Here is a 21803-nt window from a genome sequence, read left to right as displayed (position 1 = left end):
CCCCCGGCCGGGGTGGGCGCGGTTGAATTGCGCTGTGGACGACGGAAGGGCGCAGGGCAGGCCCAGGGACAGTTCGATCGACGAGCGCGTGCTCGCGGTGACCCGGCAGCTGCTGGTCGAGAGCGGCTGGGACGACCTGAGCATGCGGCAGATCGCAATCCGCTCCGGGGTGAGCCGGTCGAGCATCAACCGCCGGTGGCCGTCGAAATCCGAGCTGGTGTTCCACGCGATCCTCGGCGCCGCACCGGACCTGGCGCCGTTCGCGGGCACCGACCGGCGCGGCTGGATCGACTGGGTGGTCCGCGGCAGCCGGGAACTGTTCGCGCGCGCCGAGGTCCGGGCCGCGGTGCCCGGGCTGCTGCTGGCGATGGCCGACAACGACGCGATGCGGCGCAGGCTGTGGACCGAGTTCAGCGGTCCGGCGGTGGCGCTGTTCGGGGCAGGGCCCGAGGCCGAACGCGACGCCCGCGCAGCTCTGGCCATGGCGGCGGGTGCGGCGCTGTTCCTGTCCACCGTCGCGGTCGAGGACGACACCGAGCAGCTGCACGCCCGCATCGCCGAACTGCTCACCGAGGCGGTGGGTCAACCGAATTCGAGCAGGGTGTAGGCACCGCGGTAGTTCCTGGTCGGCTTGAACCGCCAGAACGCGGGGAAGACCTTCTCGAACATCACCCCGCGGCCTCGGGGCATCGGCAGGTCGTGGACGGCGCGGATACCGGGCACCGTGATCGCCAGGTCGGCCAGCGCAGATGCACTGAGGCTGAACGGCATCGGCGGGACACGGTAGTTCGGACCCGATTTCAGACCGTTGGGCGCGAACTTCTTCACCAGCACCGGCGGCAGGTCGAACACCATCTGCCCACCCGGGAACCGCTTGGCGCACTCGGTGATCAGCCGCATCGACTCGTGGGGCTGCAGGTACATCAGCAGGCCCTCGGCGGTGATGAACACCCCGTTGCTGGTGTCGACGCGGTCCATCCACGAGAAGTCCAGCGCGGACTGGGCGAGGTTGGTGATCCGCTCGTCGTGGGGTAGCAGTTGTTCGCGCAGGGCGATGACCGGTTCGAAATCAACGGTCAGCCAAAGGATGTCGAGATCGGGTCGGGCGCTGGTGAGGCGCCAGAAGCTGGTCTGCAGACCTTCGGCGAGTGCGACGACGGTGGCGGACGGATGCGCGACGAGGTACTGCAGCGCCGCCCGGTCGAACGCCAGCGACCGCAGGGCCATCTCCTGACCCTTGCGGCGGCCGAACTTGGCGAAATCGAAGTCGATCGCGTCGACGAGCCGGATGGCCATCGGATCGTCGATGATCGCCTGGGGGTGGCGGGCCTGGTGGGCGCGGCCATTGAGGGTCAGCAGCGCGGTCTCCGAGACGCCGCTCAGGGTGGCGTCCACTTTGGCATTGTTCGCGTCGTTCACCGGTACCAACGTACCGATGTGTATACGGTCCGAGTATGGGTGCTATCTCGGTGATCACCGGCGGGGCCGGCGGTATGGGTGTGGCGACGGCGAGGATCGTCGGCAGGGACCACACGGTGGTGCTGTGCGACGTCCGCAAGGAGCGGCTGGACACCGCCGTCGCGACGCTGCAGGACGAGGGGATCACCCCGACTGCGGTGCACTGCGACGTCACCGATCGCGATGCGGTGACCGCGCTGTTCGAGACCGCGTCGGAACTCGGCCCCATCGTGTCGGTGATCCACGCCGCCGGGGTGAGCCCGAGCATGGGCGACGCCGAATACGTCATGCGGACCAACGCGATCGGCACGCTCAACGTCAACGAGACCTTCTTCGAGACGGCGCCCGACGGTGCCGCGATCGTCAACGTGGCGTCGATGGCGGGGCATCTGCTGCCCGAGGAGATCATCCCCACCGCGACGTTCCCGCGCGCCCTGTCCGACGCGGACGGATTCCTCGCCGACATGTTGAGCGCCTGCGAGATCGCCCCCGAGGAGATGCGGTCCGGGATCGCGTACGCGCTGAGCAAGAACTTCGTGAAGTGGTACAGCAGTGCGCAGGCCGAGCGGTTCAACGGCCGCGGGCTGCGCATCCTCTCGGTGTCGCCGGGGTCGATCGACACCGAGATGGGCCGGCTCGAGGAACAGGCGGGGGCGGGCGCGATGGTCGCCGACGCCGCGGTGCCGCGGTGGGGGAGACCGGAGGAGATGGGCGAACTGCTGGCGTTCTGCGCGAGCGCGCGCGCCGGGTACCTCACCGGAACCGACATCCTCAACGACGGCGGTGTGGTCGCCTCGATGCGGGAACGCGCGAGGGTGGCCGCGGCGCAGAATTGATCACTTGACCTGGGCGGAGCGGCGGTAGGGGGTATACCGTCAGGTCCGTGCAGCGGGCGGTGGCACGGTGGATCTGATCGGGCGTCGCGCGGAGATCGCGATGCTCGACGGGCTCGTCGCGGCCCTGAACGCAGGGGAGAGCCGCGCGCTGGTGATCCGCGGCGACGCGGGTGTCGGCAAGACCGCTCTGCTCGACCACCTCGCGGCGACGGCGACGTCCTGCCGGGTCGTGCGGGCGGCGGGCGTGCAGGCCGAGATGGAACTGGCCTTCGCCGGGCTGCATCAGCTGTGCGCACCCCTGATGGAGCTGCAGGGCCGGCTGCCCGAACCCCAACGGCTCGCGCTGAGCACGACACTCGGGGTGACGACCGGACCCACGCCGGACCGCTTCCTCGTCGGCCTCGCCGTGCTGAACCTGCTCTCGTACGCGGCCGAGGAGCGGCCGCTGCTGTGCCTCGTCGACGACGAGCAGTGGCTGGACCGGGCATCGGCACAGGTGCTGGCGTTCGTCGCGCGCCGCCTGGTGGCCGAATCGGTCGGGCTGGTGTTCGCCGCGCGGGTACCCACCGAGGCGCTGGCCGGGTTGCCCGCTCTCGTGGTCAGCGGCCTGCGCGGCACCGATGCCCGGGTGCTGCTGGAGACGGCGTTGACCGCGCCGATCGACGCGCGAGTGCGTGACCAGATCATCGCCGAGACCCACGGCAATCCGCTGGCGCTGCTGGAGCTGCCCCGCGCACTGACCGCCGACGAGCTCGCAGGCGGATTCGGACTGCCCGAGGCGGTCCGGCTGCCGGGTGACGTGGAGGCCACCTTCCGGGCCCGGATCGACACGTTGCCCGAGGACACCAAGCGATTGCTGGTGGTCGCCGCGGCGGAGCCCACCGGCGATGTCGCGCTGATGTGGCGTGCGGCAGGCGAATTGGGCATCGGCACCGACGCCGCGGTGCCTGTCGTCGAAGCCGAGTTGGCGACGTTCACCAGTCGCGTGCGGTTCCGCCATCCCCTGGTGCGGTCGGCGGCCTACCACTCCGCGTCGCTCGCACAGCGACGCGAGGCACATCACGCCCTCGCGACGGCGACGGACGCCGAGACCGACCCGGACCGGCGGGCCTGGCACCGGGCGCACGCCGCGACCGGGCCCGACGACATCGTCGCCGCCGACCTCGAACGATCGGCGGCGCGCGCGCAGGCCCGCGGCGGTGTCGGCGCGGCGGCGGCGTTCCTGGAACGGGCGGCGATGCTGTCGGTGACCCCGGCGCAGCGCGCCGATCGCGCGCTGGCGGCGGCATCGGCCAAGATCGAGGCGGGGGCGTTCGACGCGGCGCTGGACCTGCTGGCCATGGCAGAGGGTGGGCCGCTCACCGATCTGCAACAGGCCAGGGCCGACTTGGCGCGGGGCCAGATCGCGTTCGTGACCAGTCGCGGTAGTGAGGCTCCGCCGCTGCTGTTGAAGGCCGCCGAGAAGCTTGCACTCATCGACGTCGCGCTTGCCCGAACGACATATCTCGAGGCGATGACGGCGGCCATGTTCGTCGGGCGGTTGGCTGTCGGCGCCGACGTCGTCGAGATCGCCCGAACGGTGGAGTCCGGACCGGGCCCGCCGGGTGAGCCCACCCCGCCGGATCTGCTACTCGACTGGCTTGTCACGCAGTTCAGCCACGGCTACGTCGCGGGGGCGCCGCTGATGCGGCGGGCGTTGGCTGCCTTCACCACCGACACGGCCGCGGACGAATACTTCCGGTGGATATTCCTCGCCGGCACGGCGGCCCACTTCAGTTGGGACGACGCCTGTTTGGAGGCGTTGTCGGCCCGCCACATCGACGCGGCCCGCGCCGCAGGCGCGCTCAGTGACGTCCCGCTGGCACTCAGTGCGCGCGCCATCGCGCTGGTGTTCTTCGGTGACCTGGCCGGCGCCGCCTCGGTGGTCGACGAACTGCACGCCGCGATGGATGCAACCGGGAGCAGTCTCGCGCCCTACGCCGAGCTCGGAGTCGCCGCCATGGGGGGCCATCGGGATCAGGCGACAGCCCTGATCGCGGCCACGGTGGCGGAGGTGACGGCCCGTGGAGAAGGCAACGGCCTGACGGTAGCGCGGTGGGCGGAGGCGGTCCTGCACAACGGTGGCGGGAACTACCGCAGCGCGCTGGCCGCGGCACGACAGGCGGCCGACTTCCCTCCGGAGTTGGGGGCGTCGCACTGGTCGCTGCCCGAACTCGTCGAGGCGGCGACACGGACGGGCGCAGACGATCTCGCCGGACATGCCCTTACCCGGCTCGAGCGGATGGCGGCCGCGAGTGGAACATCCTGGGCGCTGGGAGTGGCCGCACGGTCGCGTGCCCTTGTCAGCGAAGGTGATGCGGCCGACCGCTCCTACCGCGAAGCGATCGACCACCTGAGCCGGACCCGGGTGCGCGCCGAACTGGCACGCGCGCACCTGGTGTACGGCGAGTGGTTACGCCGCGAGCGCCGTCGCGGCGAAGCCCGCGCAGAACTGCGCACTGCCCACCAGATGTTCACCGACATGGGCATGGGTGCCTTCGCCGAGCGTGCGAGGCGCGAACTGAACGCCGTCGGCGACAGCCCGCGCAGGGCCGATACGCCGGCGGCCGAGCAGCAACTCACTGCGCAGGAGGCCCAAGTGGCGCGCCTGGCCAGGGACGGGCTCTCGAACGCCGAGATCGGTGCACGGCTCTTCATCAGTGCCCGCACTGTGCAGTACCACCTCGGCAAGGTCTTCACGAAGTTGGGCATCACCTCGCGCGGCCAGCTCGACCGCGTACTGCCCTGAGCCACGACTGGCGTATCGGACTGTCGGCCGGCGGATACGCGCGCAATACGCGGGACGGAATGCTCGTTTCTCAGTGAGAGCCCGGGAGGACCGACATGACCGACCTACGGCCAGATCAGAGCATGGTGCCAACGATCGATGGCGCGGACGGCGCAACCGTCCTGGGCCCCGACAACATCGCGATCGCCGCCCAGAACCCCGGCGCACCGCCAACGGACTCCGGCAGCATGCCCAATCTGAAGTTCTCCTTCGCCGCCGCCCACAACCGGCTGCTGCCCGGCGGCTGGGCGCGTGAGGTGACGGTCAGGGATCTGCCCGTCGCGACGACGCTGGCCGGGGTGAACATGCGACTCAAGGCCGGCGCCTACCGCGAACTGCACTGGCACCGAGAGGCGGAGTGGGCGTTCATGCTCGCCGGTCACGCCCGCATCGCCGCCATCGACCCGCACGGGCGCAACTACATCGACGACGTCGGCCCCGGTGACCTGTGGAACTTCCGGGCGGGCTATCCGCACTCCATCCAGGCGCTGGACGACTGCGAGTTCCTGCTGGTGTTCGACGACGGCAACTTCTCGGAGAACGAGACGTTCCTCGTCACCGATTGGTTCGCGCACACCCCCAGGCACGCGCTCGCGAAGAACTTCGGCGTGCCCGAGTCGGCGTTCGAGAACATCCCCGCCGCGGGCGACATCGAACACGACCGGTACATCTTCAACGGTGAGGTGCCCGGCGCACTGGTCGCCGACATCGAAGCCGTGCGCTCCCCGAACGGCACCGCCGAACGGATGACCCACCGGATGCTGGCCCAGGATCCGATCGAACTTCCCGGCGGCAGCGTCCGCATCACCGATTCGAAGAACTTCCCCGCCGCGTCGACGATCTCCGCTGCCTGGGTGGAGCTTGCGCCCGGCGCCGTGCGAGAGATGCACTGGCACACCAACAATGACGAATGGCAGTACTGGATATCCGGGCATGCCCGCATGACGGTGTTCGGATCGAGCGGTAAGGCCAGAACGTTCGACTACTACCCCGGCGACGTCGGTTACGTGCCGTTCGGGATGGGCCACTACTTCGAGAACGTCGGTGACGAACCCGTCCGGATGCTCGAACTGTTCCGCAGCGACCGGTTCGTCGACGTCTCACTCAACCAGTGGCTGGCTCTGACCCCACCGCAGGTGGTGGCCGCCACGCTCAACCTCGACTCCGTGGCCATCGCGGCGATGCGCAAGCGCAAACCGCTGCTGATGCCCGGCCGCTGACCACACCATGAGAGGACCGCAATGATCGTCACCACCGACGACGGCGTCGACATCTACTTCAAGGACTGGGGGCACGGGCAACCGATCGTGTTCAGCCACGGTTGGCCGCTGTCCGCCGACGACTGGGACGCCCAGCTGCTGTTCTTCCTGCAGCATGGATACCGCGTCATCGCACATGACCGGCGCGGGCACGGCCGCTCGAGTCAGGTCGCCGACGGTCACGACATGGACCACTACGCCGACGATCTCGCCGCGGTCGTCGAACACCTCGATCTCCACGATGCCATCCACGTCGGGCACTCCTGTGGCGGTGGGGAAGTGGTGCGCTATCTGGCACGCCACGGTGAAGAGCGGGTCGCCAAGGCAGCGCTGATCAGCGCGGTGCCCCCGCTCATGGTCAGGACCGACGCCAACCCCGAGGGCCTGCCGAAGGCGGTGTTCGACGACCTGCAGGCGCAGTTGGCGGCGAATCGCTCGGAGTTCTTCCGCGCGATCCCCGCCGGCCCCTTCTACGGCTACAACGTCGCGGGCGCCGAGACCTCAGAAGCGAACATCGAGAATTGGTGGCGCCAAGGCATGATGGGCGGCGCCAAGGCCCACTACGACGAGATCACCGCATGGTCCCAGACCGACTTCACCGACGATCTCGGGAAGATCACTGTGCCGGTGCTGGTGATGCACAGCGAGGACGATCAAGTGGTGCCCTATGCGGCGTCTGGCCCCAAGACCGCTGCGCTGCTGAAGAACGGAATCCTCAAGACGTACCGGGGCTATCCGCACGGTATGCCGACCACCCACGCGGACACGATCAACGCCGATCTGCTCGCATTCGTGAAGTCGTGAAAGGACCACACATGACCGCATCGGCACTGACGCCGCCCTTCACCCGCGACACCGCGATCGCGAAAGTTCGTGCGGGCGAGAATCTCTGGAACACTCGCGATCCGCAGCGCGTCGCGCTGGGCTACACCGCCGACAGCCGATGGCGCAACCGGTCGACGTTCCTGCGTGGCCGTGAGCAGATCGTCGAATTCCTCACCGACAAGTGGGCACGCGAACTCGAATACCGGCTCATCAAGGAGATCTGGGCCTTCGGGGACGAGCGCATCGCCGTGCGGTTCGCCTACGAATACCACGACCAGACAGGGCAGTGGTACCGCGCCTACGGCAACGAGAACTGGGAATTCGACGCCGACGGACTGATGGCGGTCCGGCACGCCAGCATCAACGACGTCCCGATCAGCGCCACCGACCGCCTGTTCGGTTGGGACCGCAGCGAGCCGCGCCCGCAGGACCATCCCGGACTCAGCGAGCTGGGACTGTGACGCGGCCGACGATGCGGGCCGTTGGCGTCACTCGCTACGGCGGTCCCGAGGTGCTCGAGCTCGTCGAGGTTTCCCGGCCCACGACCGGTCCCGGGCAGATTCGCATCCGCGTCCACGCCGCGACGGTCAACCCGGGTGACGTGGTGCTGCGCACCGGAGAACTCGACGAGGTCCTGGAGGCAGGGCCGTTGACTCGCCCGTATATCCCGGGCATGGAGGCCGCCGGCGTGGTCGTCGAGATCGGCGCCGACGCCGACACCGATCTGCGAGTGGGGGATCGGGTGATGGCCATCGTGATGCCCATCGAGCCGACCGGCGGTGCCTACGCCGAATATCTCGTGGTCGAACCCGACCAGGTGACCCGCATACCCGCGGGCGCCACCTTCGCCGAGGCCGCCACGTTACCGATGAGTGCGCTCACCGCGCGACGCGCCCTGGATGTCCTGAACCTCGCCACCGGTGCGACCATCGCCGTCACGGGTTCGGCAGGCGCGGTCGGCGGCTACGTCATCCAACTCGCCAAGGTCGACGGGTTGCGCGTGATCGCCGACGCCGCGGCCGCCGACGAGACGCTCGTCGCGAACCTCGGTGCCGACCAGATCGTCGCCCGCGGAGACGGTGTGGGAGAACGAATCCGACAGTGGTGGCCCGACGGAGTCGATGCGGCGGTCGACACGGTGCGCAGAGGCGAGGAGATCGCGAGCGCGGTGCGCGACGGCGGGCGGGTCGCGCTGATACCTGTGCCGCACAACGGCGTCTTCACACCGATCGACTACGGGCGCGGTGTCACCGCTCGGCAGGTGTGGGTTCCGGATTACGCCCACGCCTTCGACAAGCTCGACGAACTCCGGGTGCTCGCCGAGAAGGGCCAACTGCTTCTGCGGGTGGCGCGGACCTACCCCGCCGCCGAGGCGGCCGACGCCCACCGCGCGCTGGAGGCCGGTGGCGTCCGGGGCCGCCTCGTCCTGACCTTCGACTGAAAGACGCATCGCCATGCCAATTCCCGCAGGCGCCGTCGTCGGTGAGGCGGAGGCGCACATGCGCGCGGTGCTCCATCCCGAGGTGTACCGGCACAGCGTCCGCACCTACCTGCTCGGCCGTGCGGCGGCGCGTCGCGACGGAGTCGCCGAACTCGACGAGCAGTCGCTCTGCCTCGCAGCGCTTTTCCACGACGCGGGTACGGCGGAGCAGTACAACGGCGCAGCGCGCTTCGAAATAGAAGGCGCCGACGCCGCGGCCACGTTCCTGGTGGCGCGCGGCTGGGACGCCGGAGCCGTCGACCCGATCTGGGAGGCGATCGCACTGCACACCACACCGGGCATACCCGAACGGCGCGGGGTGATCCCGCACTACCTGCGCAGGGGAGTGCAGATCGAATTCGGTCCAACCGCGCTGCGGGCCGAGTTCGCCCGATCGATCGGGGATGCGGAACTGCGCTACCCACGTTCGAATCTGGAGGAGGTGCTGCAGACATCGGTGATCGACCAGGCGCTGGCCCGGCCGCACAAGGCGGCGGCGCCGTCGTGGGTCGCCGACCTCATCCGCGAGCACCGACCCGGACGACCCGGCGTCAACCCCGCGTTCTGAACGGGACGCATCCGATCAAGGAGAGAACATGACCGAGACAATGGATTTCGCGGAGATGAACCGCGCCGTCATCGCGGAGTTCCGCGCCAACGGGGGAACGGCGGGTGGGATGTTCGCCGGCACCCCCTTGCTGCTCCTGCACCACATCGGGGCGAAGTCCGGTGTCGAGCGGATCTCCCCGCTCGCCACCCTCGTCGACGACGGACGGATCTTCGTCTTCGCCAGCAAGGGCGGTTCGGACAGCCACCCGGACTGGTACCGCAACCTCCTCGCACACCCCGCCGTCATCGTCGAACTCGGCACCGAGACGTTCCCGGCCACCGCCCGGGTGCTGACCGGCGCCGAACGCGACGAGATCTACGCGAAGCAGAGCGCATTGCATCCGCAATTCGCGGAGTATCAACGCGTCTCGAAGCGTTCGATCCCGGTGGTGGAGTTGATCCGATCGGCGGCCGACGCATGAGATTCGCCTTCAAGACGTCGCCGCAGAACACCACCTGGGCGGACATGCTGGCGCTGTGGCGCGCCGCCGACGACATCGACATCTTCGAATCCGGCTGGACCTTCGATCACTTCTATCCGATCGAGGGCGATCCCGCGGGGCCCTGTTTGGATGGGTGGACGACGCTCACCGCCTTGGCCCAGGCCACCTCACGGCTCCGACTGGGCACCCTGGTCACCGGAATCCACTACCGGCATCCCGCGGTGCTCGCGAACATGGCGTCTGCGCTGGACATCATCTCCGGCGGACGCCTCGAGCTCGGGATCGGCGCCGGCTGGAACGAGCTCGAATCCGGCGCGTACGGAATCGAACTCGGAACCGTCAAGCAGCGGTTGGATCGCTTCGAAGAAGCGTGCGAGGTATTGGTCAGCCTGCTGAGCAAGGACACCACCGACTTCGACGGCCAGTACTACCGCCTCCAGCAGGCGCGCAACGAACCGAAGGGCCCGCAACGCCCGCACCCCCCGATCTGCATGGGCGGCAGCGGTGAGAAACGCACACTGCGGATCACCGCCCGCTACGCCGACCACTGGAACTTCGTACTCGGCACCCCGGCGGAATTCGCCCGCAAACGAGATGTGCTGGCGGCGCACTGTGCGGACATCGGTCGCGATCCGAGGGAGATCACGCTGTCGGCGCACATCTGGCTCAACGCCGAGCGCGACTTCCCCAAGCTGCTGGACGAAGTGGCCGGATTCAGTCGCGAAGGCCTGGACCTGGCGATCATCTACCTGCGTCCGCCGCTGGATGTCGGGGTGCTCGAACCGCTGGCGGAGGCGCTCCGGGAGTCCGGACTATGAACGGCGACAACGCAATCCGGGTGTGGTTCATCACGGGATCCTCGCGCGGGTTCGGACGTGCCCTGGTCGAGGCGGCGCTGGCCGCAGGCGACACGGTCGTGGCGACCGCACGCCGCCCCGAAAGCCTCGCCGACCTCGTGAAGGTGCACGGCGAGCGGATACTGCCGGTGCCGCTGGACGTCACCGACACCGCGGCCGTCGACGCGGCGGTCGCCATGGCGCGTGAGCGGTTCGGCCGCATCGACGTCGTGGTGAACAACGCCGGCTACGCCAACGTCGCACCGATCGAGACCGGGTCCGAGTCCGACTTCCGCACCCAGTTCGAGACCAACTTCTGGGGTGTCTACCACGTGTCGAAAGCCGTCATCCCGATCCTTCGGGAGCAGGGCGGTGGCGTGCTGGTGCAGTTCTCGTCGATGGGTGGCCGCGTCGGCGGATCACCCGGGATCGGGTCCTATCAGGCGGCCAAGTTCGCGATCGACGGGTTCTCCCGCGTGCTGCAGACCGAGACCGCGGGCTTCGGGATCAAAGTGTTGGTGGTCGAGCCGAGCGGCTTCGCCACCGACTGGGCGGGGGCCTCGATGACCGTCGACGACATCCCGCCGGAGTACGCCGATACGGTCGGGGCGATGAGCACCGTGCGCAAGAGCGCGGCGATCACCGCGGGTGACCCCGTCCGGGCCGCCGACATCCTCGTGCAGATGGTGCGGCGCAACGACATTCCGTACCACCTGCCGTTGGGTGTGAACGCGGTCGAGGGGTCGCTGCGTCAGGATCGGGACCTGCTCGCCCTGGATCAGAAGTGGGCGTCGGTCGGGCGTTCGGCCGACTACGGCGAGCCCTACCCCGTGCCCTTCCCGCCGGACGCGTGAACACAGCACGAGGGGCACCCGTTCCGGGTGCCCCTCGTGCGGAGTTCGTGTCAGCGGACGGTGACGTAGACGACGCGGTCGTCGTTGTCGTAGCGGACCGAGACGATGCTGGACTGGTCGAGCGGCTTGACCATGCCCTGGTGGTTGACGCGCACGGCGTAGCCGCGGTCGTCGAGCTGCGCGATGGCGTTCTCGGCGTTACCGGGTCCGGCCGGGGCGGCCTGCGCGGGGACAGCCAGTCCGAGGAAGGCGGTGGCGAGTCCACTGGCGGCGATGGTGGCGAATCCGAGCTTGTTCATCTTTGTGCTTCTTTCCGAGATCTTGGTGTTCCGATCTGGTAAACCCGCAGCTCAGCCATTTAATTCCAATGGCAGGAAACGGTTGTCGCATGGCACTTTCCATGCTCTGAAGCGACGTGGGTCACTCACCACGGGTGCGGCGCGCCTTCGCGCGGCGCTTGCCCTCGTGCATCGCGGCCACCCGCGCGACGGGGATCGTGCGCCCGTGCTCGATCAGGTCGTCGGGCAGTCGCTGCGGGGCGGGCATCGCATCGGCCCACGGATCACGGTCGCCGAGCGCGTCCAGCGCAGTGTGGACGGTGAAATCGCCCGGCGTGATCGAGGACAGTTCGGACCAGTCGAGGGGGAATGACACCGGCGTACCCGGGCGCAGCCGCGGACTGTAGACCGCGGCGACCGTCGCGCCGCCCGCCCGGGTCGAATCGACGAACACCTTGCCGCCGCGGTCCTCGACGATGAACGCCGTGGTGGCCAGCGTCGGGTCGAGGGCCTCGGCGCGGGCCGCGAGCGCCCGCGTCGCGGCCGCGACGTCCTCGACCGGGGCATGAGCGTCGACGGGCACGAACACGTGTAAACCCTTGGCGCCGCTGGTCTTCACCGCGCCCGCCAACCCGCTGTCGGTGAGCGCCTGCCGCACCAGGTGCGCGACGTCGACCACCGCGGCGAAACCGGCCCCGGCCGGTGGGTCGAGGTCGAGGACCAGATGGGTGGGCCGGTAGATGTTCTCGGCGAGGCCGAGGGTCGGGTGGTATTCGACGGCGCGCTGATTGGCCAGCCACAGCAGGGTGCGCCGGTCGTCGCACAGCGGGTACCTGACTTCCCGGTGCGAGCTCTCCGCCCAGATCGACACCGTCTTCACCCAGTCCGGGGTGTACTTCGGCGCGTTCTTCTGCATGAACGGTGCCTGCCCGCGCAGCACCCGCAGCACGGTGAGCGGGCGGCCCGCCAGTCCCGGCAGGATCCGGTCGGCCACCGCGTCCAGGTAGTCGACGAGGTCGCGTTTGGTGGCGTCGGCATCGGGGCTCAGCGGTTGGTCCAGGTTGGTCAGGTCCACCCCGGCGCGGCTCTCCCCGGCGCTCACCCGACCGACTCTAGGCGTCTTCCTCGGCAGGTGGCGGTTTCCGGTGGCGTTGCCGCCATCCGCGGTAGCCGCGGTGGGCGACGAAGGCGCCCGCGATCGCGGTGACCACCCAGACCCCGATCGCGGTATATGCCAGCGGTGAGCTCAGCTCGCCGATCGAGGCGCCGAGTGCGGTGTAGACGAACGCACGCGGTACCGACCCGATGAACGCCCCGGCCGCCAACTGCCACAGCGGTACCCCGAACGCGCCGAACGCGTACGACGCCAGCGCGTCGGAGATGCCGGGCACGAACCGCTGCCCGACGACCGCCCACAGCCCCAGCCGCTCGATCTGCGCGTCGAGCGCCGCGGCACGGTCGGTGCCCAACAGGGCGCGGGCGCTGTCCCGCCCGGCCCGCCGGCCCACCAGCCCCGCCACGACCGCGGTGCCGACCGTCGCGCCCAGCGTCACGAAGGTGCCGAGCACCGGCCCGAACAGGAAGCCGCTGGTTCCGGCCAGCAGCGGTCCCGGCACGAACAGCGCGCCGAGGGTCGCCGAGACCACCACGTACGCCAGCGGTGCGGCGGGCCCGGTGGAGGCCACCGCCGCCCGGACGGCCTCGACGTCGATGACCCGCTCGACGGCCACGAGGTAGAACAGGCCGAAGACCAGCGCCGCGAACACGGCCAGGCGCACGATGTGACGCCGCCGGGAGGTCTCCGGTGCGCCGTCGGGTTCGGTCATGTCGAGCGTGATCCTCCCGCAGCGCCGCCGCGCCGGTACCCTCGGCCCATGCTCAGCGGGCAGAATCTCCTAGCCCGCGCGGGCGGTGTCCGCGGGCTGGTGTCCACCGCGCTGCCGGTCGCGGCGTTCGCACCCACCTCGGCGCTGTTCGGTCTGGTGCCCGCCGTCGTGGCGGCGCTGGCCGCGGCGACCGTCGTGCTGGTGTGGGGTCTCGTCCGCGGTGACTCCACCCGCCCCGCGGTGCTCGGGTTCGCCACGGTGGCGCTGTGCGCGGGCGTCGCGTGGATCACCGGGCGCAGCAAGGACTTCTACCTCCCCGGCATCTGGATGTACCTCGCGCTGGCCGTGCTGTTCACGCTGTCGGTGGCGGTGCGTCGGCCCGCCGTCGGGGTGGTGTGGGCGTGGTTCACGGGTCGCGACGGCTCCTGGCGTCGTGTCCGCCGGGTGCGGCGCATCTTCGACGGCGCGACGCTGATGATGGCCGCGGTGTCCTGGACGCGATTCGGAGTGCAGTACCACCTCTACGACAGCGACCGGGAGGCGTTGCTGGCGGTGGCGCGGATCGCGATGGGCTGGCCCGTGTTCGTGGTGACGACGACGGTGCTCTATCTCGCGGTGCGCGCCGCCACCCGGGCGCTGCGGGTCTCGGGCACCTAACGATCCCGTGGACTCTCGGTGTCAGCGCTCGCCCCGGAGCGCGGGCCGTGGTCGAGTGGACGGTGATGTCTGGATTCGGCTGTTCCATCCGTTGGCCTCTGGCCGCCGTCGCCGTCACGGGGGTTGCGCTGTTGGGCGCGCCGCCCGGCGCGGCCGCCCCCGCACTCGCCTCCGACGCGCAGGGCTACGTCGACTCGACCGCGCGCTGCGCGTCCCCGAGCACCGCGGTTGCGTTCGGCAGCACCGACAGCTCGCGCATCGCGGTCTGCAAATCCACCGACGGCACCTACGAGTACCGCGGCGTGCGGGTGCGTGACGGCGCCAAGCTGATCACCTCGGCGACGGCGGCAGGGGACGGGGAGTACGTCGCCGAGAACGGTCCGGCCACCTACACCGTCACCGCCGAGGCGCTGACCATCAGCATCGGCGACGACGTCGTCCGCACCGAGACGATGCTGGACTTCCACGGCCCGGCCGCGTCCGCCACCCCGTCGTCACCCGGCGCCGGGCCTGCCCCCGCCACTCCGACTCCGACGAAGCCGCTCGGCCCGCCGCTGCCCGCCGAGGTCGGCGGAAGCGGGGCTAAACGCTGAGCCGCCGGTAGCGCTGCAGGCGCCGCAGCCCCGCCGTCGGCACCGGCCCCTCGCACGGCCGCAGCGCCGCCTCCACTCGGGCGCGGACCGCGTCGACGTCGAATCCGGTTCCGATCGCCACCAGCGTGTTCAGCGGTCCGGGCGATCCGGGCGCGACGTGCACCGACGGCCCGACCACGTTGACGACGTAGTGGCGGGTCTTCTCCCGGTAGCGGACGGCGACGGTGCCCTTGAGCCGGTACACCCCCGCCGGCGGCGCCTCGAGCAGGTCGAACAGCGCCGCGGGGTCGACACCTCCGCTGCTGGTGGCGGTCACCGACGCTGCGTGCACGTGATGGTGGGCGTCGCTGTCGATGAGCAGTTCGCGGAAGGACAGCTGCCCGGTGGCGTCGTCGGCGTCGGCGACGTCGTAGAGCAGGGCCGGATCGACCCGGCCGCCGACGGCGCCGACGATGTGCGCCTCGGGGTGGCGTTCCCGCACCCGGGTCTCGATCCGCGCGAGGGCGGCGTCGCGGTCGGGCAGCTGGTCGAGCTTGTTGACCACCACCAGGGAGGCCGCCGCGTAGCGGGCGGGCGGGGCACCGCCGCGGTCGACGGTCTCGAAATGGCGGGCGGCGTCGATGACGTCGACGACGCCGCCGGGCCGCACCCGGTCCACCCCGCTGAACCGGATGATCCGCGACACCGCGACGGGGTCGGCGAGCCCGCTGGCCTCCACGATGATCGCGTCGAGCCCCAGCTTCGGATCGGCGAGCTTCTCCAGCGCCGCGTCCAGGCCACCCTCGTCGGGCAGACAGCAGATGCAGCCACCGGCGATGGACGCCGGTTCGTCGACCTGCCCCGTGACCAGTGCGGCGTCGACGTTGAGGTCGCCGAAGTCGTTGATCACCACCCCGACCCGGGCGTCGGGCGCCCGCAGGACGTGGTTGAGCAGGCTGGTCTTACCGGCACCCAGGTAGCCGGTCAACGCGATGACAGGGATTGCCGCCACGCGATTCCTTTCGTCGACGACCGCCGAGTCTAAGTCGGCCCGCGACGGTCGGTGCCGCGGCTAGCATCGGCGTCGGGTCGGGGATGGTGCGACTGTGGGGGTGGGATGAAGGCTTTGCGTCGGCTGGCCGCGGGAGCGGCGCTGACGGCGGCGACGCTGGTGCTGGTGCTGGGTGGGCGGGTGCCCGCCGCGTCGGCGCAACCGTGTCCGGATGTGGAGGTGATCTTCGCGCGCGGCACCGCCGAGGCGCCGGGGGTCGGCGGGACGGGGCAGGCGTTCGTGGACGCGCTGCGCTCCCAGATCGGGTGGCGCACGCTCGGGGTGTACGGGGTGAACTATCCGGCCAGCAACGATTTCGCGAACCCGAACTTCCCGCGCACCGTGGTCGACGGTATCCGGGACGCCACGAACCGGGTGCAGGTGATGTCGGTGATCTGCCCGAACACCCGGCTGGTGCTGGGCGGGTTCTCCCAGGGCGCGATGGTGTCCGGATTCGTCACCGGTGACGCGGTGCCCCAGGGCGCGACGCCGGCGCCGATGCCGCCGCTGCTCGCGCCCGACGTCGCCGACAACGTGGCGGCCGTGGTGCTGCTCGGCAAGCCGAACGGCGCGTATCTGAGCAAGTACCAGATGCCGCCGGTGGTGACCGGACCGCTGTACGCCGCCAGGACGATCGAACTGTGCGCGGCGGGTGATCCGGTGTGTGGACCCGGCGGCAGCGCGGGCGCGCACGGCTCGTATCCGTTCAACGGCATGGTGCAGCAGGGGGCCGGATTCGCCGCCACGCACCTGTGACGAGTCAGCGTGACCGCGACAGCACACCCGCCGCGGCCGTGCGCGCCTTGCGCACCGTCGCGGTGATCCGGGGGAACTGCGCACCCGGTGCGTCACCGCGCGCCTGCTCACCCGCGGTGAGCCGCTCCCGCTGCGGCACCACAACGTATTTCGGGTCCCTGGTCGACTCGACGCCTGCCTCGAACACCCCGAACCGCTGCAGGGCGCTGCCTGCCAGCAGGGCGGCGCCCGACACGGCGAGCACCGCGCGGTGCCTGCCGACGACCGCGCCCACCGCGCCGCCGACGGTCAGGATCTCCGACCACTGCCGCAGCCGGTGCGCCTTGCCGGTGGTGTAGGCCTGTCCGACGAAACCGAGGCGCCGTTCCATCGTCCGTGACGCCGCCACCTCGAGCGCCGCCCCCGCCACGGCCATCCGGCGGGCAGGCCCGGATTCGTCGAGCGGTGCGAGCAGCATGCCCAGCCCGCCGCCGCTGGCCGCCGCCGATCCGGTGAACACGAACGGCAGATACGGATGCGCCTCGTGCCATGCCGGAGCCGCGGTGTGCGACAACAGGACCGCGGTGTACGACGCGACACCCGGCGCGACGGCCGCGGCCTCGAGCCCGGCCGGCCGCGCCGCCCACGCGAGCAGCCCGCCCAACCGGGTGCGGCGCAGCCGCGCGGGCATCAACTCGGCCACCGCGGCGAGCCCGGCGCCCGGCCCGTACGCGCCGAGGATCCAGGTGCCCACGCTCATCGGCGAGCTCGGCTTGGCCACCCGCAGCATGTGGTGGAACCGCTCGGGCCTGCCGAGATCGCCGATCAGGAAGTACATGCTCGCCAGCAGGCTGATCAGCGAACTGATCCGCGAGGCCTTCCGCAGCTGCGGGCGTCCGGTCAGATCCGCGCCCGCGCCGAGCATCGCCGACCCCGCCGACAGTCCACCGGCGAACAGATATGCCGCGATCATCCAGTTCCACACCGGCGTCTTGAGGATCTGCCGCCCGTAGTAGGACCGGAACTCCGCCTTCGGGACGGCCAACTGCTCTTTGGGCATCAGGCCCGCCCTAGGAACGCCGACACGGCGATACCCACCAACGCCGACGCGGCCATCCCCGCGTACCGCCACATCGCACCCGCATCCCGAGTCGGCACGATCGGATCCGGCGGCAGCCCATACACTTCCGGCTCGTCGAGCAGCAGGAAGAACGCGCCGTCGCCGCCGACGCCGTCGTTGGGGTCGTGGCCGTAGAGCCGGGCCTCGGTGGCGCCGCGCTCATGAAGCTGTTCGACCCGCAACGCCGCGCGCTCCCGCAGTTCGTCGAGGGGGCCGAACTGGATGGAATCGGTGGGACAGGCCTTCGCGCACGCCGGTTCGAGCCCGTCGTGCAGCCGGTCGTAGCACAGCGTGCACTTCCACGCCCGGCCGTCGCCCTCACGGCGCTCGATCACCCCGTATGGGCAGCCCGACACGCAGTACCCGCAGCCGTTGCAGATGTCCTGCTGCACAACGACTGTGGAGAACTCGGTGCGGAACAGCGCCCCGGTCGGGCACACGTCGAGGCAGCCGGCGTGGGTGCAGTGTTTGCAGACGTCGGAGGCCATCAGCCAGCGGAAGTCCGGTCGTTGGCCGACCATGTCGATGCCCGCGCCGCTGACGTCGGGCATTCCCAGGTCGACCGTTTCCCGTTGCGGGGCAGGTTGTTCGATGAACGCCACGTGCCGCCACGAGTTCGCGCCGAGGTGTCCGGTGTTGTCGAACGACATGCCCAGCAGGTTGAACCCGTCTCCATCTCCTGAGACAGGGACCTCGTTCCACTCCTTGCACGCGACCTCACAGGCCTTGCACCCGATGCACACCGAGGTGTCGGTGAAGAAGCCGACTCGCTCGGGATGTTGTTCGTAGCCCGCGTTGGCGGCCGGATCGGCGAGTGGACCGTAGAAGCTGTTGTCGCTCATCACGTTTCCTCGGTGTGGTCGGTCGACGGTTCCGTCGTGTCGAGGTCGGTTCCGGTGTCGATCGTGATCCGCGCCCGTTGCCGGTACATTGCGATGTACTCCAGCAGCGCCGGTCCCCGCGGCCGGCGACCGGGCTGGATGTCACACGTGGCGACCTTGCTCTCCTGGATGAACACGTTCGGATCGGCGACCACGCCCAACAGGTCGTTGACCACGTCGCCGTCGATCAGTCCGGCGTTGCCCCAGTGGTACGGCATCCAGATCTGATGTACCACATGGTCCTCGATGCGCAACGGGCGTAACCGGTCAGTGACCACCACCCGGGCGTCGACGGCCGCGCGGCTGGTGATCACATGTGCCCAGTCCATATGGGTCAGCCCGCGTTCGACCGCCAGCTGCGGGGAGACCTCCACGAACAGCGCGGGCTGCAACTCCGCCAGGTAGGGGAGTTGGCGGCTCATCCCGCCCGCGGTGTGATGCTCGGTCAGCCGGGCGGCGGTGAACACGTACGGGAAGACGTCGCCGTGCAGTTCCGGCGGCGACGGGTTCGATGGATTATCCGCTCGCCCATACACTTTGCGCGCCGGATTGCCTTGCTGCGCGTACAGCGGGTTGCGCACCGGCGATTCGTGCGGTTCGTAGTGCGTGGGCAGCGGGCCGTCGGCGACACCGCTCGGGGCGAACAGCCATCCCTTGCCGTCGGCCTGCATGATGAACGGGTCGTCGCCGTGCAGGGCCGCGACCCCGACCGCACCCGGTTCGGGCCGGTAGTCCGGCGGCTTGTTCTTCTCGAAGTCCGGGATGTCGTAGCCCGTCCACTCCTGCTTCTCGGGGTCCCACCAGACCAGCTTCTTGCGCTCACTCCACGGCCGGCCCTGCGGATCGGCCGAGGCGCGGTTGTAGAGCACCCGCCGGTTCATCGGCCAGGTCCAGCCCCACTCGTTCTCGTAGGGGCCCTGCTGGTCGTGCGGTTTGCGCCGCGCGGCCTGGTTGACCTCGTCGGCGTAGACCCCGCTGTAGATCCAGCAGCCCGACATCGTGCTGCCGTCGGCCCGCAGGGACATGTAGTTGTCCACCGCGCGGCCGGTCGTCAGGTCGACGCCGCTCATCCGGCGCAGCACGTCCGCTCCGTCGGGTTCGTCGCCGTCCATCGCGTAGTCCCAGGACAATTCGAGCAGCGGACGGTCCCGCTCGTCGGTGGAACCGGCCAGCTTCTCCCGCAGGATCCGGCCCAGGTGGTAGAAGAACCACAGCTCGGAGCGGGCGTCGCCCGGCGGTTCGACGGCCTTCTCGCGCCACTGCAGCATCCGCTGCGTCTGCGTGAACGTGCCTGCCTTCTCCACGTGGGAGGCGGCCGGGAACAGGAACACCTCGGTGCGGCAGGTCTCCGGGGAGATCTCCCCGGTCTCGATCTCGGGCCCGTTCTTCCAGAACGTGGCGCTCTCGATCTCGACGAGGTCGCGCACCACCAACCAGTCGAGGTTGGCCATGCCCAGACGCTGCAGCCTGCCGTGCGCCGAGCCGACCGCGGGGTTCTGGCCGAGCAGGAAGTACCCGAACACCTTGCCGTCGACCATGTCCATCACAGTGCGGTAGGTGCCGTGGTCGCCGTTGATGCGCGGCAGGTAGTCGAAGCAGAAGTCGTTGTCGGCTCCTGCGTGGTCGCCCCAGTACTCCTTGAGCAGCGACACCATGTAGGCATCGGCGTTGTGCCAGAAGCCCTTCTGGTTGCGGCTCTTGATGTCGTCGAGGTAGTCGGCCAGCGTCTCGTGGCCCGCCTTCGGCATCGCGAGGTAGCCGGGCAGCAGGTTGAACAGCGTCGGCACGTCGGTCGAACCCTGGATGCTGGCGTGCCCGCGCAGCGCGAAGACGCCGCCGCCGGGGCGGCCGATGTTGCCGAGCAGCAATTGGATGATCGCGCCGGCGCGGATGAACTGTGCGCCCATCGTGTGCTGGGTCCAGCCGACGCTGTAGACCAGTGCGGCGGTCCGCTCGCGACCGGAGTTCTCCGTCCACTTTCGCGCCACCTCGAGGAACTGCGCGGCGGGAACGCCGCACACCCGCTCGACCATCTCGGGGGTGTAGCGGGCGTAGTGCCGTTTGAGGATCTGGTACACGCAACGCGGGTGTTGCAGCGTCTCGTCGCGGGGGATCTCCCCGGCGCCGCCCTCGACCGGTGGCCCGCCGGAACCGGATTCGTAAGGGGCGCTTTCCTCCTTGGCCTCGGCGCCGCCCTTCTCCTGATCGGTGCGTTCGTACTGCCACGTCGACGGGTCGTACGACGCGGTCTCGTCGTCGTAGCCCGAGAACAGACCGTCGAGATCCTCTGCGTCACTGAACCGTTCGTCGACGATGAACGACGCGTTGGTGTACGCGGTGACGTACTCACGGAAGTCGAGGTCGTTCGACAGGATGTAGTTGATCACCCCGCCGAGGAACGCGATGTCGCTACCGGCGCGCAGCGAGACGTGCCGGTCGGCCAGCGCGCTGGTGCGGGTGAACCGCGGGTCGATGTGCACGACCTCGGTGCCCCGGTTCTTGGCCTCGACCACCCACTGGAAGCCGACGGGATGGGCCTCGGCCATGTTGGACCCCATGATGACGATGAAGTCCGCGTTGACGAGATCCTGCTGGTAGTCCGTCGCCCCGCCGCGACCGAAGGAGGCTCCCAGACCGGGAACCGTGGCGCTGTGTCAAATACGCGCCTGGTTCTCGATCTGTAACGCGCCGAGCGCGGTGAAGAGCTTCTTGATCAGGTAGTTCTCTTCGTTGTCGAGGGTGGCGCCGCCGAGGCTGGCGACACCCATGGTGCGGCGCAGGGTGTTGCGGTCGGCGTCGAACTGCTGCCAGCCCTTCTGCCGCGCGTCGAGCAGGCGGTCGGCGACCATGTCCATCGCGGTGTCGAGGTCGAGTTCCTGCCAGTCGGTGGCATACGGCGGGCGGTACTTGACCTTGGTGAGGCGTTGCGGCCCGGTCACCAGCTGCTTGCTCGCAGAACCCTTGGGGCACAGCCGACCTCGGGAGATGGGGCTGTCCGGGTTGCCCTCGATCTGGACGACCTTCTCGTCCTTGACGTACACCTTCTGGGCGCAGCCTACGGCGCAGAACGGGCACACCGAATGCGCGACGCGGTCCGATTCGGCGGTGCGCGGCGTCAGGGTCAGGGAGCGTTTGGACTGGGCGGCCTTGCCGCGGCCCAGGGCGTCGTCGCCGGTGAGCTGCCGGTAGACCGGCCACGACTCGATCAGCTTCCTGAAGTCCACGGCGTCCTCCTTACCCGCTTGGCGTCCATCCA

General features: G+C 69.7%; 22 protein-coding genes. 14 read left to right on the top strand and 8 right to left on the bottom strand.

What is annotated here, in order from left to right; translation table 11 throughout:
• Positions 1-34: 34 nt before the first annotated feature.
• Complete coding sequence (locus AU194_RS18830) at positions 35-607, top strand: TetR/AcrR family transcriptional regulator (protein WP_059090770.1); 573 nt, start codon at positions 35-37, stop codon at positions 605-607.
• Here AU194_RS18830 and AU194_RS18825 read toward each other — a convergent pair.
• Positions 583-1419, bottom strand: coding sequence for a class I SAM-dependent methyltransferase (locus tag AU194_RS18825; protein WP_197417668.1), 837 nt, complete (start codon positions 1417-1419; stop codon positions 583-585). The two genes, AU194_RS18830 and AU194_RS18825, sit on opposite strands and share 25 nt — an antisense overlap.
• A 35-nt stretch (positions 1420-1454) precedes the next feature.
• Here AU194_RS18825 and AU194_RS18820 point away from each other — a divergent pair, with 35 nt between their 5' ends.
• From AU194_RS18820 to AU194_RS18775, 10 genes are all read left to right on the top strand, one after another.
• On the top strand, positions 1455-2294 hold the full coding sequence (locus AU194_RS18820) for an SDR family oxidoreductase (RefSeq protein ID WP_059090769.1): 840 nt from the start codon (positions 1455-1457) through the stop codon (positions 2292-2294).
• A 67-nt stretch (positions 2295-2361) separates the two neighbouring features.
• Complete coding sequence (locus AU194_RS18815) at positions 2362-5082, top strand: AAA family ATPase (RefSeq protein WP_082698709.1); 2721 nt, start codon at positions 2362-2364, stop codon at positions 5080-5082.
• A gap of 95 nt (positions 5083-5177) precedes the next feature.
• On the top strand, positions 5178-6341 hold the full coding sequence (locus AU194_RS18810; protein WP_059090768.1) for a cupin domain-containing protein: 1164 nt from the start codon (positions 5178-5180) through the stop codon (positions 6339-6341).
• Positions 6342-6362: 21 nt separating this feature from the next.
• Positions 6363-7184: an alpha/beta fold hydrolase gene (locus AU194_RS18805; RefSeq protein ID WP_059090767.1), complete on the top strand. Its 822-nt coding sequence runs from the start codon at positions 6363-6365 to the stop codon at positions 7182-7184.
• A gap of 11 nt (positions 7185-7195) precedes the next feature.
• On the top strand, positions 7196-7666 hold the full coding sequence (locus AU194_RS18800) for a nuclear transport factor 2 family protein (RefSeq protein ID WP_059090766.1): 471 nt from the start codon (positions 7196-7198) through the stop codon (positions 7664-7666).
• A gap of 11 nt (positions 7667-7677) precedes the next feature.
• The gene (locus AU194_RS18795) at positions 7678-8646 is read left to right on the top strand and encodes an NADP-dependent oxidoreductase (protein ID WP_059090765.1); all 969 of its coding nucleotides are present in this window, start codon (positions 7678-7680) and stop codon (positions 8644-8646) included.
• Positions 8647-8659: 13 nt separating this feature from the next.
• Positions 8660-9253 (top strand): HD domain-containing protein, encoded by a 594-nt coding sequence (locus AU194_RS18790; protein WP_059090764.1) that lies wholly within the window; start codon positions 8660-8662, stop codon positions 9251-9253.
• Between the two features lie 28 nt (positions 9254-9281).
• Positions 9282-9716 carry a nitroreductase family deazaflavin-dependent oxidoreductase gene (locus AU194_RS18785; protein ID WP_059090763.1) on the top strand — a complete coding sequence of 145 codons (435 nt, stop codon included), beginning with the start codon at positions 9282-9284 and terminating at the stop codon, positions 9714-9716.
• Positions 9713-10555, top strand: a complete 843-nt coding sequence (locus AU194_RS18780; RefSeq protein WP_059090762.1) for an LLM class F420-dependent oxidoreductase — start codon at positions 9713-9715, stop codon at positions 10553-10555. The genes AU194_RS18785 and AU194_RS18780 overlap by 4 nt, the downstream gene beginning before the upstream one ends.
• Positions 10552-11427, top strand: a complete 876-nt coding sequence (locus tag AU194_RS18775) for an SDR family NAD(P)-dependent oxidoreductase (protein WP_059090761.1) — start codon at positions 10552-10554, stop codon at positions 11425-11427. The genes AU194_RS18780 and AU194_RS18775 overlap by 4 nt, the downstream gene beginning before the upstream one ends.
• A 50-nt stretch (positions 11428-11477) precedes the next feature.
• On the opposite strand, the gene AU194_RS18770 is transcribed toward AU194_RS18775, so the two are convergent.
• The 3 genes from AU194_RS18770 to AU194_RS18760 form a co-directional block, all read right to left on the bottom strand.
• A complete protein-coding gene (locus tag AU194_RS18770; protein ID WP_059090760.1) occupies positions 11478-11726 on the bottom strand; it encodes a hypothetical protein in 249 nt (82 codons plus the stop codon).
• Between the two features lie 121 nt (positions 11727-11847).
• Positions 11848-12807, bottom strand: a complete 960-nt coding sequence (locus AU194_RS18765) for a DNA polymerase domain-containing protein (protein ID WP_059090759.1) — start codon at positions 12805-12807, stop codon at positions 11848-11850.
• A gap of 10 nt (positions 12808-12817) precedes the next feature.
• Positions 12818-13531, bottom strand: a complete 714-nt coding sequence (locus AU194_RS18760) for a TVP38/TMEM64 family protein (RefSeq protein ID WP_059090758.1) — start codon at positions 13529-13531, stop codon at positions 12818-12820.
• Between the two features lie 48 nt (positions 13532-13579).
• Here AU194_RS18760 and AU194_RS18755 point away from each other — a divergent pair, with 48 nt between their 5' ends.
• Positions 13580-14188, top strand: coding sequence for a DUF3159 domain-containing protein (locus AU194_RS18755; protein ID WP_059090757.1), 609 nt, complete (start codon positions 13580-13582; stop codon positions 14186-14188).
• A gap of 65 nt (positions 14189-14253) precedes the next feature.
• Positions 14254-14781, top strand: a complete 528-nt coding sequence (locus tag AU194_RS18750) for a hypothetical protein (protein WP_059090805.1) — start codon at positions 14254-14256, stop codon at positions 14779-14781.
• On the opposite strand, the gene AU194_RS18745 is transcribed toward AU194_RS18750, so the two are convergent.
• Positions 14771-15772, bottom strand: a complete 1002-nt coding sequence (locus AU194_RS18745) for a GTP-binding protein (RefSeq protein ID WP_059090756.1) — start codon at positions 15770-15772, stop codon at positions 14771-14773. The genes AU194_RS18750 and AU194_RS18745 overlap by 11 nt on opposite strands.
• A 105-nt stretch (positions 15773-15877) precedes the next feature.
• On the opposite strand from AU194_RS18745, the gene AU194_RS18740 reads away from it, so the two are divergent.
• Entirely contained in the window at positions 15878-16567 is a 690-nt protein-coding gene (locus tag AU194_RS18740) for a cutinase family protein (protein ID WP_059090755.1), read from the top strand.
• A gap of 4 nt (positions 16568-16571) precedes the next feature.
• Here AU194_RS18740 and nrfD read toward each other — a convergent pair whose 3' ends face one another.
• Genes nrfD through fdh form a run of 3 tightly spaced genes read right to left on the bottom strand, consistent with a single transcriptional unit; the run spans position 16572 to position 21771 of the window.
• The gene (gene nrfD, locus AU194_RS18735; RefSeq protein ID WP_231743472.1) at positions 16572-17606 is read right to left on the bottom strand and encodes an NrfD/PsrC family molybdoenzyme membrane anchor subunit; all 1035 of its coding nucleotides are present in this window, start codon (positions 17604-17606) and stop codon (positions 16572-16574) included.
• A complete protein-coding gene (locus AU194_RS18730; RefSeq protein ID WP_059090754.1) occupies positions 17606-18508 on the bottom strand; it encodes a 4Fe-4S dicluster domain-containing protein in 903 nt (300 codons plus the stop codon). The genes nrfD and AU194_RS18730 overlap by 1 nt, the downstream gene beginning before the upstream one ends.
• Entirely contained in the window at positions 18508-21771 is a 3264-nt protein-coding gene (gene fdh / locus AU194_RS18725; protein WP_231743471.1) for a formate dehydrogenase, read from the bottom strand. Before fdh ends, AU194_RS18730 begins: the two co-directional genes overlap by 1 nt.
• Positions 21772-21803: the final 32 nt, after the last annotated feature.

Origin of the sequence: Mycobacterium sp. GA-2829 (assembly GCF_001499965.1) — a bacterium.
Lineage (GTDB): Bacteria > Actinomycetota > Actinomycetes > Mycobacteriales > Mycobacteriaceae > Mycobacterium.
The sequence above is the reverse complement of the archived record's forward strand: the minus strand, read 5'-3'. Positions and strand labels throughout refer to the sequence as shown.